Raw genomic sequence first — 14,692 nt, 5'->3', positions numbered from 1 at the left:
ACCGGCAAGGGGTTCCCCGGGTGCGGCGGATTGTTGATTTTGCAAGGGACTGCCTGGGAATAGTCCGTGGCAATTTGATGGCAGCGGCGCCGGCAATCCCTACGCGCACTTGCGCGCGAGACGCCGCGCTGGCAAAGCCCCGCGCCATGACCGACACGCCAGAAGCCGCTCTCGACAAGACCTTCGACCCCGCCCAGATCGAGGCGAAGTGGTACCACCATTGGGAAAGCGAAGGGCTGTTCCGCCCCGAGCGCACCGACGCGCAGCCGTTCACCATCGTCAACCCGCCGCCGAACGTCACCGGATCGCTCCACATCGGCCACGCGCTGGACAACACGCTGCAGGACATCGTGATCCGTCACGAACGCCTGAAGGGCAAGGACGCACTCTGGGTGGTCGGCACCGACCATGCGGGGATCGCCACCCAGATGGTGGTCGAGCGCCAGATGGAAGCCAAGGGCGACAAGCGCGCCAACTACACGCGCGAGGCGTTCATCGACAAGGTCTGGGAGTGGAAGGCCGAATCCGGCGGCACCATCACCGGCCAGCTGCGCCGCCTCGGCTGCTCGATGGACTGGAGCCGCGAGCAGTTCACGATGGATCCGCACTTCACCAAGGCCGTGGTGAAGGTCTTCGTGGACCTGCACAAGCAGGGCCTGATCTATCGCGACAAGCGCCTGGTGAACTGGGACCCCAAGTTCCGCACCGCCATTTCCGACCTCGAGGTCGAGACGCGCGAGACCAACGGCCACTTCTGGCACATCAAGTATCCGCTTTCGGACGGTTCCGGCCACATCCACGTCGCCACCACCCGCCCGGAGACGATGCTGGCCGACATGGCCGTCGCGGTTAATCCCGAGGACGAGCGTTACAAGGGCCTGCTGGCGCGCGGCGCTACCGTGACCCTGCCGCTGACCGGCCGCGAGATTCCCATCGTCGCGGACGAGCACGCCGATCCCGAACTGGGCTCGGGCGCGGTGAAGATCACCCCGGGTCATGACTTCAACGACTTCGAGGTTGGCAAGCGTGCAGGCTTCAAGCCCGCCGACATGCTCAACATGCTCGATGCCGATGCCCATGTTTGCCAGACGCAGGACGGCCTCGTGCCCGCGCAGTTCATCGGCATGGACCGGTTCGAGGCGCGCAAGGCGATCGTCGCCTTCCTGGAAGACGACGGGTTGCTGGAAAAGGTCGAGGACCGCGTGATCCAGACCCCGTTCGGCGACCGCAGCGGCGTGGTGATCGAACCCTGGCTGACCGATCAGTGGTACGTCGATGCGCAGACGCTGGCCGGCCCGCCGATGGAAGCCGTTCGCTCCGGCGCGATCGAGATCGTTCCCAAGACCTGGGAAAAGACCTTCTTCAACTGGATGGAAAACATCCAGCCCTGGTGCGTGTCCCGCCAGCTCTGGTGGGGCCACCGCATCCCGGCGTGGTACACCGAAGACGGCGAGATCTTCGTGGCCGAGACCGAGGAAGAGGCACAGGCGCAGGCCGGCAACAAGAAGCTGACGCGCGACAACGACGTCCTCGACACCTGGTTCTCCTCCGCGCTCTGGCCTTTCGCCACGCTCGGCTGGCCCGATGAAGACGCGCCGCTGCTGAAGAAGCACTATCCGAACGACCTGCTCGTCTCCGGCTTCGACATCCTGTTCTTCTGGGATGCGCGCATGGCGATGCAGGGCATTCACTTCATGAAGGAAGTGCCGTGGAAGCGGCTCTACCTCCATGGGCTGGTGCGCGCTGCCGACGGCCAGAAGATGTCGAAGTCCAAGGGCAACGTGGTCGATCCGCTCGGCCTGATCGACAAGTACGGCGCCGACGCGCTGCGCTTCTTCATGGCCGCCATGGAGAGCCAGGGCCGCGACGTGAAGATGGATGAAAAGCGCGTCGAGGGGTACCGCAACTTCGCCACGAAGCTGTGGAATGCCGCGCGCTTCTGCCAGTCCAACGGCATCGTCGCCAGCACTTCGCTGGCCGCTCCCAAGGCGACCACGGCGGTCAACACGTGGATCATCGGCGAAGTCGTCGAAACCGTTGCCGCGCTGGACAAGGCCATGGCCGACTTGCGCTTCGATGCGGCTGCCAACGCGATCTACCACTTCGTGTGGAACCAGTTCTGCGACTGGTACATCGAACTGATCAAGGGCAACTTCGACGAAGAGACCAAGGCCGTCGCCGGCTGGGTGCTCGACCAGATCCTCGTCATGCTCCACCCCTTCATGCCCTTCGTCACCGAAGAGCTGTGGAGCAAGATGGGCGCCCGCGATCAGGATCTGATCGTCGCAGCCTGGCCCGCGCCGGAAGCCTCGGTGGACGCCGAGGCCAAGGCCGAAGTCGAATGGCTGATCGCACTGATCGGCAACTTGCGCGGCGCCAAGTCCGAACTCGGCATCGCGCCGGGCGCACGCCTGACCGCCTATGTCGCCGATCCCTCGGACGCGACCCGCGCGGTGATCGGCCGCAACGGCACCGTGATCGACCGTCTGGCCCGCCTCGACGCGATCCACTTCGAGGCTGCTCCGGCCGGCGCCGCCATGCAGGTGGGCGCAGGCGATGCGACGCTGGCGATCCCGCTCGAAGGCGTGATCGACATCGCCGCCGAGAAGGCGCGCCTCGAAAAGGCCATGGCCGCTTCGGTCAAGGAGCGGGACTCGCTCGACAAGCGTCTGGGCAACCCGGCCTTCGTCGAGAAGGCCAAGCCCGAAGCGATCGACAAGGCCCGCGCCGACCATGCGCACCACTCGGCCGAAGCCGAGCGTCTGGCGGCCGCACTGGCACGACTGGGTTGAAGAAGTAAGGGTTGAGCAGGGGGTCAACACCCCCTGCACCCCAATACCGTCTGGGGCACGCGCGCAGCCTCGCAGTGCGCTCCTTGCCGCGGCAGGCTATTTTGTCTCCCGGCTCTCAGTGGGCGCAAAACGGCCAGACAGGGCGCGACGCAGGCATTCCGAGGGTCTGGGGGATCTCCTGAGTTTGTCGAAGGGCCCCAGGACTTCTCTTTTTCGTTTTCCTAGTCTCCGCACATCTGACACGTTCGCGCGCGTGACCACCCTGCCCTTTCGCCACGATACCAGCCACAAGGTGACACCCTCGACACAAGGTGACACTTTTCCCTCTGGACCGTGTAAACTGTGTCAACCTCACCCCTCCAAACCGTAACCTTGCATTCGAGACCACCCGTGACGCTTGCGCTTGCCACCACCACTCCCGGCGAACCTGAAGTGTTCGCCTCGCTTCAGGGCGAAGGCGCCAGCATGGGGCGGCCAAGCACCTTCGTGCGGCTGTCGCGCTGCAACCTCGCCTGCCAGTGGTGCGACACCGCGTATACCTGGCGCTTCACTGGCGATAACCGCTTCCACCGCGACGATCTGGCCTTCGAGCGCAAGGCCAACCAGGTCATGGCCGAAGAGGCGGAAGTGGCGCAGATGGTGGCGGACCTTCCGCCCGATCGCCTCGTCATCACCGGCGGCGAACCCCTGCTTCAGGGCGCGCAACTCGCCCGGATGCTGGCGGCGCTCGACGAGGCACGGCCGGGGATGCATGTGGAGATCGAGACCAACGGATCGGTCGCGCCGCACGCCGCGCTCGATGCGCGGGTGCAGCAGTACAATGTCAGCCCCAAGCTGTCGCACAGCGGCAACCCGGCGGAACTGGCACTGGTGCCCGAACGGCTCGAGGCATGGTCCGCCGATCCGCGGGCCTACTTCAAATTCGTGATTGCGGAACCTGCCGACGTCGACGAAGTCCGCGCCCTCAAGGCGCGCTACAATATCCCCGCAGAGCGGATATTCCTGATGCCGGAGGGCCGCTCCAGCGATGTCATCCGGCAGAGGTCGCCTTGGCTCTCGGACATCTGCACGCAGGAAGGCTATCGCTTCACCGACCGCCTGCACATCCACATCTGGGGCGATACGCGGGGCACGTAAGGGGACATATGAACGAAGCATCGCCGATTCCCGCCGGAGAGACCGAACCCGGCGAACCCGCAGCACCGCCACACAAGCAGCACATGACGGGGGACCTCACCCAGGGGCCGATCCTCAAGACGCTGCTGGTGTTCTCGATCCCGATGCTGATCTCGAACGTGCTGCAGACGCTGAACGGCTCGGTGAACGCGATCTGGGTCGGGCGGCTGCTCGGCGAAAGCGCACTGGCCGCAACCGCCAATGCCAACATCATCATGTTCCTGCTGATCTCCCTCGTCTTCGGCTTCGGCATGGCGACCACCGTGCGGGTGGGCCAGCACTTCGGCGCCCGCGACATCGATGCCGCCAGGCTGACCTTCGGCTCGGGCGTGGGCTTCTGCCTGATGCTGTCGGTGGTCTGCGGCCTTGCCGGCTGGCTGGGCGCCGACGCCCTGTTGCGGCTGCTCAGTACGCCCGAGCAGAGCCGGATCGAAGCGCTGGCCTATTTGCGCGTGATCTTCGTGACGCTACCGCTGGGCTCGCTCTCGCTGATGGTCTCGATGGGCATGCGCGGCGCGGGCGATTCCAGGACCCCGCTTCACGCAATGATCCTGACGGTGGCGCTCGATGTGATCCTGAACCCGCTGCTGATCATCGGTCCCGGCCCGGTGCCGTCGCTGGGCATTGCCGGGTCCGCCGCGGCAACCGCCTTCGCGAACTTCGCCGGTCTCGTGTTCCAGCTCTGGACGATCTACCGCAAGGATCTGCCGATGCGGCTGCGCGGCGCCGAACTCGGCTACCTGATCCCGCGCGGCAGCGAATTGAAATACGTGACCCTGAAGGGCCTGCCGATGGGCGCGCAGATGTTGCTGGTCTCGTCGGCGGGCCTGGCCATGGTCCACCTCGTCAACCTCGAAGGGCTGGATGCCGCCGCCGCCTATGGCGCTTCGCTGCAACTGTGGAACTACCTGCAGATGCCGGCGATGGCGATCGGTTCGGCGGTCAGCGCCATGGTTGCCCAGTCGCTCGGCGCGCACGATCACGGCCGCGTGGGCAAGGTGACCGAGATCGGGCTTGTCACCAACCTCGCGATCTCGCTGCTGATGGCGGCGCTGATCGTCGTGTTCGACCATCCGCTGCTGGCCCTGTTCCTGGGCGGCGACAGCCCGGCAATGCCCATCGCGCGGCACATCCAGTTCGTCTGCACCGCCAGCTTCGTGATCATGTCGGTGACCATGATCCTCACCGGCACCCTGCGCGCCTACGGCGCGGTGGTGGTTCCGCTGATCATCATGGCCATCGGCCTCATTCCGGGCCGCCTCGGCTTCTACGCTCTCGCCTACCCCGCGATCGGCAGCGAAGCGCTGTGGTGGGCCTATCCGGTCGGCTCGACGCTGACGGTGGTCCTGACGCTGGCCTATTATCGCTGGGGCAAGTGGCGCGCGGCCTTCGACCTGTAAGGCCGCGCAACCCCATCACCTGCCCTGCGCGCGCCACCGCTGGACGATGCGCAGGACCGACTCTTCCTCGCCGCCGGAACTGTTCCACAGTTCGGTGAACGACGGGTCGGCCGACGCGGGGCGCTTGTACTCTTCGAGGTCGTCGAACGAGACACGGATCGGGATCGCCACGCCTTCGCCGCAGATGATGCACTCACGGTTGCGCAGGGCCGGGATCGAATCGAGGAACCCGCGTGCACCTTCCGGCATGGCCGCGCGCACGAAAGCCTGGTCACGGTCGTTGTTGAGACGCATCGAGATGATCGTGCCACACTGGGAAAGCACACCTTCGGCAAGGTCGGACGGCCTCTGGGTGATGAGGCCCAACGAGATCCCGTACTTTCGGCCCTCCTTCGCGATGCGCGAAAGGATGCGGCCGACCGAGGAACCATCGGCGTTTTTCTCGCTCGGCACATAGCGGTGCGCCTCCTCGCAGACGAGCAGGATTGGCCGGGTCTTTTCCTCCCGCCCCCAGATAGCATAGTCGAACACCATACGGCTGAGCACGGCGACCACGGTGCTGGTGATGTCCGATGGCACGCCCGAGACGTCGATGATCGAGATCGGCCGCCCGTTCGAGGGCAGACGGAAGATCTTTGAGATGAATTCCGCCATCGTATCGCCCACCAGCATGCCGGAGAACATGAACTGGTAGCGCGGATCGCCCTTCATCTCGTCGAGCTTGTTCTTGATCCGCATGTAGGGCGCGCTGGAGTGGCCCTTGTCGAGCTTGCCCATGTGGTTGTTGAGAATGTTGGACAAGTCGGAGAGCAGATAGGGGATCGGCGAATCCACCGTGATCTTGCCAAGCTGCTCGGCCAGCCGGTTCTTGGAGCGCGCCTCGAGCAAGCACTTGCCCAGGATCTCGCTGTCGAGTTGACGGTCGTCCCCGCGCGAGGTCAGGAGGATCTCGCAGTGTTCCTCGAAATTCATCAGCCAGTAGGGCATCTGCAGGTTCGAGACGTCAAGGATCACGCCGGTGTTGCGGAACGCGGCTGAATACTCACCGTGTGGATCGATCATGATGATGTGGCCCTGCGGCGCATGCTCGCAGATGCGGTGCAGGATCAGCGCGGCACTGGTCGACTTGCCGGTGCCTGTCGATCCCAGCAGCGCGAAGTGCTTGCCCAGCAGTGCATCGACATAGAGACCCGCACGGATGTCCTTGGTGGGATAGACGTTGCCGATCTGGATCGCGCTGCGCCCGTCGCTGGCATAGATCTGGCGCAAGTCTTCGGTGGTCGCCGGATAGACCAGCGCCCCCGGCGAGGGATAGAAGGTCACACCGCGGCGGAAGCCATGGATACGGCCAGTCAGGCGTTCCTCGCTGCCCTCGCCAAGGAAGTCCGCCTCGGCGACGATGCCGCCGGGAATCTTGCTGTCGCTCTTCTGATTGCGAATGCTGGCAAGCAGCCAGCCGTTGCCGACACGGATCTTGACCTGACTGCCGACCTGCCCTGACTGCGCGACCGAAGGATCGCCATCCTTCATCACTTCGCCCAGCCGGTTGATGTCGAGCGCAATGCGCGTTCCGGCACCGGAGATTTCGAGGATCACGCCGATCGGCTCGCGTCCGGTATCCAGTCGCGGTGCAGGCTGGCGTGGCTGGCCCTGCGTCATATGGGCCTGCGTCGTATGGGCGTGAGCCGGATGCGCCGCCGGCTGCTCGGCCTGCGGCGCACGCGAGGGCGCGAAGCCCTCTGGATGCATCTGGTTCATTATGCCCCCCGAAGTAGAACTGACCCCGGCAGAGCTATGACCACGCGGTTAATTTCCGCCTAAAGACAGGCTCATACCAAAGGCCCAGCATTCGATTGAAGGAGCTTCGGCAATCGCATCTTCAGCGCATTGCGAAAAGCCGGCCGGCCAACCAACCCATGCCGACCGATACAAAAACCGCCAGCAAGCCATAGGCAAAGCCATAATCCTCGGCGAAAGTGGCGACGGCGCGTTCCAGGCCGAGCTTGCGCACTTCGACCTGACTGCTGGCCGAGGCGACCACGCGCCCTTTAGATATGGCGAAAGTTTCCGCCGTGTAAGTACCGATGGGAACCCGGGACGGCAAGCCAATCCGGGCCTGGTAAAGCACTTGCTCGCTGACTTTCACCCCTCCCTCTTCCTCGCGGTAGAGGCCGATCCGGCGATTGAGGTCGACAAGCCCGTTGGCGAAGCGTGTCTGTTCCTTGGGATCGATCGCGCCGATCGGCGAGAGTTGCAGCCACTTCAAGCCCAATTCGTAGATCGCCGCCGTCTTGTCGTCGACGATGTCCTTGATCGGCCGGGTCGACGCGATGGCATAATAGGAAGGTGCCGAGCGCAGCTCCGTACTGTCGGCGTTGATCCAGATTCCCGCTACTTTCTGCTTTTCACGCAACACGATCGACTGGGTCGGCCCCTTGAGCACAATGACGATGTCGTAGTCCTGCGCCGCGCGGGAGCCTTCCGGTGTCAGGATCGCCCCGAAAAGCAGCAGTTCGGTTCCGGTAAAGCCCTGCTGCAGCGCCACCTCGTGCTGAGAGACTTCGGGGACGAGGATGGGATCGCGGGCAGCACAAAGCACGACCCAGACAAGAACCGCCAGAACCGAGGTGACGGCCCCCCTCACAGCGGCGCCACCGTATAGATCTCGTCCGGTCGATAGCCGAGCCCCAACGCCATCCGCGCCGCCACCAAGAGAACGATGAGCGCAAGGATCAACCGCAGCTTCACCGGACTTGCCTTTTGCGCGAACTGCGCGCCCAGTTGCGCGCCCGTAACTGACCCGAGCAGGAGCAGCGATGCCAGCACGATGTCGACGGCATGGGTCGTCATGGAATGCATCATTGTCGTTGCGATCGTGGTGAACAGGATCTGCCAGAGTGACGTTCCGACCACGACGTTGGCACTCATGCCGAGAATGTAGAGCATCGCCGGGACGAGGATGAAGCCACCGCCGATGCCCATCAGCATCGTCAGGATGCCGGTAAAGATGCCAAGAAGCAGCGGTGCCAGCGGCGAGATGTAGAGGCCTGAGCGATAGAAGCGCCAACGCATCGGCAGGCTCGCCACCATGGGATGGTGTCGGCGCTTTTTCGCAGCGATGGGCACACCGCTCCGTTCGGCACGGATCGCCTGGATGCTCTCCTTGGCCATCAGTCCGCCGATCGATCCCAGCATCACGACGTAAAGAATGTTGATGACCGTATCGATCTGACCGAGCCGGGCCAGCAGGTTGAACAGCAAGGCCCCGAGCCCGGTGCCGACGATGCCGCCGAACACCATGACCGACCCCATAAGATAGTCTACATTGCCGCGCTTGGCATGTGCGAACACGCCGGAAACGCTGGCTCCGGTCACCTGGCTGGCAGCCGATGCCGCTGCCACCGTCGGCGGGATCCCGTAGAATATCATCAAAGGGGTCGTCAAAAAGCCGCCACCCACGCCGAACATGCCCGACAGGATCCCGGTCAGGGCACCAAGGCCAACGATGATGATGCCGTTGACCGAAAGGTTGGCGATGGGAAGATAGACGTCCATGCGAGCACTCTCGCTACCGCAGCGTGAGGGGCGAGAAAAGCGCCGATTCAGAAACCTGCGGAAAGTGTGAGGGCAGGTCCTGACCCTGGCTCTGCATCGCCCGCCAGGCGAAAGCGCCAATCGACACCGACACGGGCGTTGACGCCGCGCCGCAACGGCAGCGTCACCGTCGCCGACGGGCCGGCATCCAACCGGCTTGCGCCCTTCTGGACACCGCCCCAGACTCCGCCGCCGATCCGGCTTTCGACCTGCCCCACCCGCAGTAACCCGTGATCGACACGAAGCTGCCCTTCGGCAAAGGGCGTCGCGTATTTGCCGGCAACATAACCAGCCTGCACATATGTCTCGCCCCGCAGCCGCGCAGGCAAGGCGAATGGCGGGATCGTGGTGATCGCCATCGCCGCGGGCTGCACCCTTCGTTGCCCTGCCTGCTCCGTCAATCGTGCCTCCAGCGCGGCAACGACAGGGATGGCAGCCAACGGCCTTGCCGAAAAGCCGATCGCAGCAGCGGTCTCGCGCTGCAACTGTTCCAGAGTCGCCGTCGTGCGCATGTAGATCTCGGGGCGATGGTGCGCGAGAAGTCCCAACCGGTAGCGCAGGACGGCACCGGCCTGGCTTGCTCCATATGTCGCCGGCAAGGCCCCGTTCGTAAGTGGACCAGCCCCCCTGCCGCGCATCAGCGCCCAGGTATCCACCGACCAGCGGCGCGGCTTGCTGCCGAGAGAAAGTACGCTGCCGCCGGAGCCGATCGATGGCCCTTCCGGCGCTGCGAAAGCGGCCGCCTCGGACGATGGCGTCCCGAATCCCGGAAATCCGGATGGCAAATGCTCGCTGTGAAACGCGCCCATCGGGTACTGCGGAAAATCGCGGCCAGGATCTGCGTTGGGATTACCGTCCCGACCGCTCCATGCGGTGACCGGCATTGCCGCGTATTGCGAACCCTGCGCCATTGCCGCCAAGCGGCGCCATAATGCCGCATCGGACGGACTACCCGGCGTGCTGACATAAACGATACGCACCGTGTCCTGCCCGTAGCCCAAGCGCGCCGGCCAACCTTGTGGATAGGCGCCCGCCCCGTCGCCGCCGCGCCACAGGCCTTCCTCGCCCAAGCCGCCAACCAGCGTCTGCGGCCCTGCCATCACCACATCGCCAGTACGGTTCGTGCCCGTGACCGCGGCGCGCTCCTGCGCAGGCGCGGCCAACAAAGGCGCATCCCATGCAGAAAGCCGACCGCCGATCCATCCGCACAGGATCGCCAGCAAGGCCACCAGAGGTTGGCCGCGAAGCCGCTGCCCGCCTGTCATCACGCAGCCGCCGGAACGCGCGTGCCGCGATCTGGCAATGTCGTGCCCCCATGGCCGGAATAGCCATGCAAGGGATAGCCTGCGGCCTTAGTTGCCGGATGCAAGTGATGCGCGGTCTTCTCCCAGTGAACTGCCGCACCGCGCAGGGTGCGCAGGTAGTTTGCCAGGGCGCGGTAGCCTGCAACAATCGCCACGAGATTGGCGACCGGGATGCGCATGATCGCGCGCGCACCCTCGACAAGCCCATATTCGCGCGCAGTGAAAAGGAACCGCATGATGCAGCGCCAGACCAGGCTGACGAGGCAAACTGCCAGTATCGCTTGCAATACCGGCGATGCCGTCGGATTCGTGCCCACACCGCCCACTCTTATCGTCGCCAACAGCAGTTCAACCAGGACCAGCAGGTAGCTTGACGCAAGAACCATCGCCGCCAGCGGTCCACGCCGGTCGCGCAGCGCCATCCAGGTATCCGCGACCCCCGCGCTTCGATTGATGCGGCTCCAGCCGAGCCGGTCCCACGACTGCAAGGCGATCCCATGAATCCACCGCGTCTTCTGGCGCACGGAGTCCTCCAGGCGACCCGGGAAGTAGGCACGTGTCGCCACCAGTTGCCCCGTAGCATCGCGCGCGCGCACGAACCGGCCTTTCCCTCCCTCGCGCCAGATCAGCACGCCCAGCTCATAGTCCTCGGTAAGACATTCGCCCGCGAAAGGCCCACCTTCTCCTTCAACGCGACGCAAGTGCGCGATTCGGGCCAGCATTTCACGCGAGAAGCCGCATCCCACACCCGCAGAGGGCACCGCAGCGCCCAGTGCATCACGAACCGGCAAGGCCTTGCCATGCGCTTCTGCAAATTCATCGATGTAATGCCCGCCCACCCAGCGAGAGCTCGCCTGCGGTTCCGGCCGCACGGGCAGCTGGATGAAGTCGGCTTCGTCCAGCGCACGGTCGATGACCGCCAGCTCCGCGCTGTGCACCATGTCTTCCGAATCGTGAAGGACAACACTGCGGAAACGAATGCCCGAACGCCGTTCATCCTCGCAAACAGCCTTGTAGAGGCGGTTGAGGCAGTCCGCCTTGGTCGTTGGCCCAAACTCGGAATGGATGATCACCCGCACGCGGGTGTCCTGACCCGCGCCTGCCATCGCGGCAGCCAAAGTGGCCGCATCGTTGGCATAGCACCCTACGTACAGGCAGAGTTCCTTGTGCTTCCACGCGGATAGCGCATGACGCAGTGTGTGTCCGATCACCTGCTCTTCCTGCCAGGCCGCGACGAGCACCGCCGACCGCCCGCTCAGCGACACTTTCGAAAGATCAGCAGGTAACCGGGTGCTCCGCGCCTTTCCCCTCAACAGCAGGGTCAGCCAGCACAGGTCCATGACCGCTTCGTCGGCCGCACTGACCAGGAGCCAGAAAGCCGTGAACAGCAGCAATTCGCGCTCGACATGCTGCAGGCAGATCATCGCTTGCTGAAACACTCCCACCGTTTCCACCCAAGTCCCCCGATATTTCGTCTGGCTTCGTTCCGATTCCCAATGCCGATTTTCAGCGCCCCGGAATGGCGGCCACTCTTGCATCCCGGCCGCAGCTCCCTGAAAGAAGGCTTATGAGTACGCATCGAAATTTGGCCAATGAATTGGCGCGCCGTTTCACAAAGTTAATGGGCGGTGAAGCTACTTCGGGGATCCTGCTGATAGTGGTCGCCGTCCTGGCGATGGCGGCGGCGAACTCTCCGCTGGCCGATCTTTACCACGGCGTCTTTCATCATCGCCTCACCGGATCGCCGATAGCCCGACTCGATTCGCTGCACGCGTGGATCAACGATGCGCTGATGGCGATCTTCTTTTTTGTCGTTGGCCTGGAAATCAAGCGGGAGGTGCTCGACGGCGAGCTTTCCAGTCCGGCACGGCGCCGTCTGCCCGTGCTTGCCGCGGCGGCAGGCATGGCCACGCCGGCCATCGTCTACCTGGCTACGGCGGGATTGGCGGAGCCTGCTCAGCGAGGCTGGGCCATACCCGCCGCCACGGACATCGCTTTTGCCGTCGGCGTTCTCGGCCTGCTGGGGCGCCGCGTGCCGGCGTCGCTGCGACTGTTCCTGCTAACCGTTGCCATCGTCGACGACCTCGGCGCAGTGGTCGTGATCGCCCTGTTCTACACGGCCCATATCGAACTGGGCTGGGCCATGGCCGCCGTCGCCATCCTGGGCGCACTTGTCACCTGTGGCCGCATGAGAATTGCCTACACGTCCGTGTACATCCTGCTGGGATTGGCGCTGTGGTTCTGCGTGCTCAATTCCGGCATTCATGCCACCATTGCCGGGGTCCTTCTGGCCTTCACCATACCCTTGCGCCCGTTGCGGGGGGATTCGATGGCGCTTAGGCTCGAACATGCGCTGGTGCCGTGGAACAGCTATGTGATCGTCCCCATCTTCGGCTTCGCCAATGCAGGCGTGGCGCTGGCAGGCAGCGGTCTTTCCGGACTGTTCCAACCCGTCCCGCTGGGGATCGCGCTGGGTTTGTTCCTGGGCAAACAGGCAGGCATCTTTGCCGCCATCGTGGCATCGGACAAGCTTGGTTTCGCACCGCGTCCGGCGGGAGCCAGCTGGATCCAGCTGTGGGGCATGGCAGTGCTATGCGGGATCGGCTTCACGATGAGCCTGTTCATCGGCGCGCTCGCATTCCCGCAGCATCCGCTGTTGGTGGAGGAAGCAAAGCTGGGTGTCCTCGCCGGTTCGCTGCTCTCCTCTCTGCTGGGTTACGCCATCCTGCGCCTGCCCCCCCCGGCCGCGCACTGAAGGAGAACCAGCCGCCGCCGTCTGACGGCGACCAGCCCTCCCCACCCGATTACCAGGTGCCGACGTTCGGCATCGAGACCCAGGGTTCTGCCGGCTCGAGATGGCCATTCTGGAGAAGTTCGATCGAGATGCCATCCGGGGTGCGCACAAACGCCATATGGCCATCACGCGGCGGACGGTTGATCGTCACGCCTGCATCGGCGAGCGTCTGGCAGGTCGCATAGATATCTTCCACCTGGAACGCGATGTGGCCGAAATTGCGTCCGCCGGTGTATTCTTCGAACGAGCCGTCTTCGGCCGGCCAGTTGTACGTCAGCTCGACTTCGACCTCCTCCCCCGGTGCCGCCAGATAGATCAGCGTGAAACGGCCCTGCTCGCTCGAAAAGCGACGGGTCTCCTTGACGCCGAGCAGTTCGAAGAAGGCGATCGTTGCGTCGGGATCGGTGACGCGGATCATGGTATGAAGAAACTTGGTCACGGGAAGTCCTTTGAAGGGAGGTTGGCGCGCCGTCAGGGCGTCTGCCCGGAGGCACGATAGACCAGACCCGGCATGACACTCCACCGCGATCTTGCCCGAAGCGCAAGATCCATCGCCCGCAAAGGAAAACCCGCCCGGAATAGTCCGAGCGGGTCCTCCTGCGATTGTCTCGCTCGCGTCCCGATTAGCGGGATCGCGATCAGAACGATGCGGTCAGCGTGGCGACCACGGTATCATCGGTGTAGCCATCCTGGCTCGGGCCGCTGACGCCGACATAGCTGACCGATGCCGAGAGCGGTCCGAACAGCGTCATCGACGCACCGATCGAATAATCGATGCCGGTCTTGTCGGCATTGCAGTAGTAGCAAGGCGCCAGCGAACCGTCGGCGTAGCCGAGATGGCCGGAAACGGTCAGCGGGGTGTTAGGAATTGCCACATCGACGTTGCCGTAGAGGTAGAGGTTATCGTCCTTCTTGCCCGTGTAGAAGTTGGGCAGCGCCTTCTGATCCCAGGCATAAGTCACGCCGAGCTTGAGCTTGGCCGGGCCGACCTGGCCGCTGACCGAAGCATAGGGCTCGAAGAATTCGGCATGGCCGACATGGCCGTTCGGATAGGCGTAGTAGAGCAGGCCGGCGTCAAGCGTGATGCCCGAGCTGACTTCGCCGGTCCAGCCGCCAAAAAGGTCAACCTCGGTGCTGCCATAAGTCGAGCCGAGATCGATCGAGGAGCCCCAGGTGCTGACATAGAAGCCGCTTGAATGCGAAATGGTAATGCCGCCCTGGATCGCCGGGTCACCGCCCGACTGCGAAACACCGCGGAAACGGTAGTCGGTGGTCAGGGCTGCGCTACCGGTGACGGTGAACTCCTTGGGAGCGTCGGCTTCGTCGGCAAAGGCAGGGGTGGCGGCGAGCGCGGAGCCCGCAAGCAGGGTCGCAGCGATGACGCCGCGGACAGACATGTGCATGTTCATTCCCTCACAAATTCTTTTTGGTGCTTGTTCCCACCTGCGCTTTTGCCGCGTCCTCGTTTCGGGCCAGCGTGCGTCAGCACAATAATGCTGCACCGCACCCAGCATTCAAACAAGGAAAATTTCACAAAGGCAACAATCCGGACATGAAGTGTGGACTTTTTGCCACTCGCAAATGCAGTACGGACCTGCTTGCCGGAGGATAGCCGGGCGGGTATAGGTTCCG

11 protein-coding genes are annotated in these 14,692 nt (G+C 64.0%); 4 read left to right on the top strand and 7 right to left on the bottom strand.

The window, feature by feature from the left end:
- Positions 1-146 precede the first annotated feature (146 nt).
- The 3 genes from OKA11_RS04940 to OKA11_RS04930 all read left to right on the top strand — a co-directional run bounded on the left by OKA11_RS04940 (position 147) and on the right by OKA11_RS04930 (position 5,368).
- Positions 147-2,792, top strand: coding sequence for a valine--tRNA ligase (locus OKA11_RS04940; protein ID WP_267219108.1), 2,646 nt, complete (start codon positions 147-149; stop codon positions 2,790-2,792).
- A gap of 390 nt (positions 2,793-3,182) precedes the next feature.
- Positions 3,183-3,929, top strand: coding sequence for a 7-carboxy-7-deazaguanine synthase QueE (locus OKA11_RS04935; protein WP_267219107.1), 747 nt, complete (start codon positions 3,183-3,185; stop codon positions 3,927-3,929).
- Between the two features lie 8 nt (positions 3,930-3,937).
- Positions 3,938-5,368, top strand: a complete 1,431-nt coding sequence (locus OKA11_RS04930; protein ID WP_267219106.1) for an MATE family efflux transporter — start codon at positions 3,938-3,940, stop codon at positions 5,366-5,368.
- Between the two features lie 15 nt (positions 5,369-5,383).
- Here the strand turns inward: OKA11_RS04930 and OKA11_RS04925 are convergent, their stop codons facing one another.
- From OKA11_RS04925 to OKA11_RS04905, 5 genes are all read right to left on the bottom strand, one after another.
- A complete protein-coding gene (locus OKA11_RS04925) occupies positions 5,384-7,027 on the bottom strand; it encodes an ATP-binding protein (RefSeq protein WP_142637786.1) in 1,644 nt (547 codons plus the stop codon).
- A 220-nt stretch (positions 7,028-7,247) separates the two neighbouring features.
- On the bottom strand, positions 7,248-8,012 hold the full coding sequence (locus tag OKA11_RS04920; protein WP_379489361.1) for a TIGR02186 family protein: 765 nt from the start codon (positions 8,010-8,012) through the stop codon (positions 7,248-7,250).
- Positions 8,009-8,923: a sulfite exporter TauE/SafE family protein gene (locus OKA11_RS04915; protein ID WP_142634867.1), complete on the bottom strand. Its 915-nt coding sequence runs from the start codon at positions 8,921-8,923 to the stop codon at positions 8,009-8,011. The genes OKA11_RS04920 and OKA11_RS04915 overlap by 4 nt, the downstream gene beginning before the upstream one ends.
- A 47-nt stretch (positions 8,924-8,970) precedes the next feature.
- Positions 8,971-10,227 carry a hypothetical protein gene (locus OKA11_RS04910; RefSeq protein WP_267219105.1) on the bottom strand — a complete coding sequence of 419 codons (1,257 nt, stop codon included), beginning with the start codon at positions 10,225-10,227 and terminating at the stop codon, positions 8,971-8,973.
- A complete protein-coding gene (locus OKA11_RS04905) occupies positions 10,227-11,720 on the bottom strand; it encodes a glycosyl transferase family protein (protein WP_323748299.1) in 1,494 nt (497 codons plus the stop codon). Before OKA11_RS04905 ends, OKA11_RS04910 begins: the two co-directional genes overlap by 1 nt.
- Positions 11,721-11,833: 113 nt before the next feature.
- Here OKA11_RS04905 and nhaA point away from each other — a divergent pair, with 113 nt between their 5' ends.
- Positions 11,834-13,021, top strand: coding sequence for a Na+/H+ antiporter NhaA (nhaA, locus tag OKA11_RS04900; RefSeq protein ID WP_267219104.1), 1,188 nt, complete (start codon positions 11,834-11,836; stop codon positions 13,019-13,021).
- Between the two features lie 49 nt (positions 13,022-13,070).
- Here the strand turns inward: nhaA and OKA11_RS04895 are convergent, their stop codons facing one another.
- Positions 13,071-13,499 (bottom strand): VOC family protein, encoded by a 429-nt coding sequence (locus OKA11_RS04895; protein ID WP_207078198.1) that lies wholly within the window; start codon positions 13,497-13,499, stop codon positions 13,071-13,073.
- A 199-nt stretch (positions 13,500-13,698) separates the two neighbouring features.
- Positions 13,699-14,463, bottom strand: a complete 765-nt coding sequence (locus tag OKA11_RS04890) for a TorF family putative porin (protein ID WP_267219103.1) — start codon at positions 14,461-14,463, stop codon at positions 13,699-13,701.
- Positions 14,464-14,692 lie beyond the last annotated feature (229 nt).

Origin of the sequence: Novosphingobium clariflavum, from assembly GCF_026420865.1 — a bacterium.
GTDB classification, from domain to species: domain Bacteria; phylum Pseudomonadota; class Alphaproteobacteria; order Sphingomonadales; family Sphingomonadaceae; genus Novosphingobium; species Novosphingobium clariflavum.
The sequence above is the reverse complement of the archived record's forward strand: the minus strand, read 5'-3'. Positions and strand labels throughout refer to the sequence as shown.

Bases quoted from the DNA above. Each gene is read 5' to 3' on its own strand.
- OKA11_RS04930 (WP_267219106.1), top strand. From the start codon at position 3,938: ATGAACGAAGCATCGCCGATTCCCGCCGGAGAGACCGAACCCGGCGAA.
- OKA11_RS04915 (WP_142634867.1), bottom strand. From the start codon at position 8,923: ATGGACGTCTATCTTCCCATCGCCAACCTTTCGGTCAACGGCATCATC.
- OKA11_RS04940 (WP_267219108.1), top strand. From the start codon at position 147: ATGACCGACACGCCAGAAGCCGCTCTCGACAAGACCTTCGACCCCGCC.
- OKA11_RS04910 (WP_267219105.1), bottom strand. From the start codon at position 10,227: ATGACAGGCGGGCAGCGGCTTCGCGGCCAACCTCTGGTGGCCTTGCTG.
- OKA11_RS04890 (WP_267219103.1), bottom strand. From the start codon at position 14,463: ATGCACATGTCTGTCCGCGGCGTCATCGCTGCGACCCTGCTTGCGGGC.
- OKA11_RS04925 (WP_142637786.1), bottom strand. From the start codon at position 7,027: ATGACGCAGGGCCAGCCACGCCAGCCTGCACCGCGACTGGATACCGGA.
- nhaA (WP_267219104.1), top strand. From the start codon at position 11,834: ATGAGTACGCATCGAAATTTGGCCAATGAATTGGCGCGCCGTTTCACA.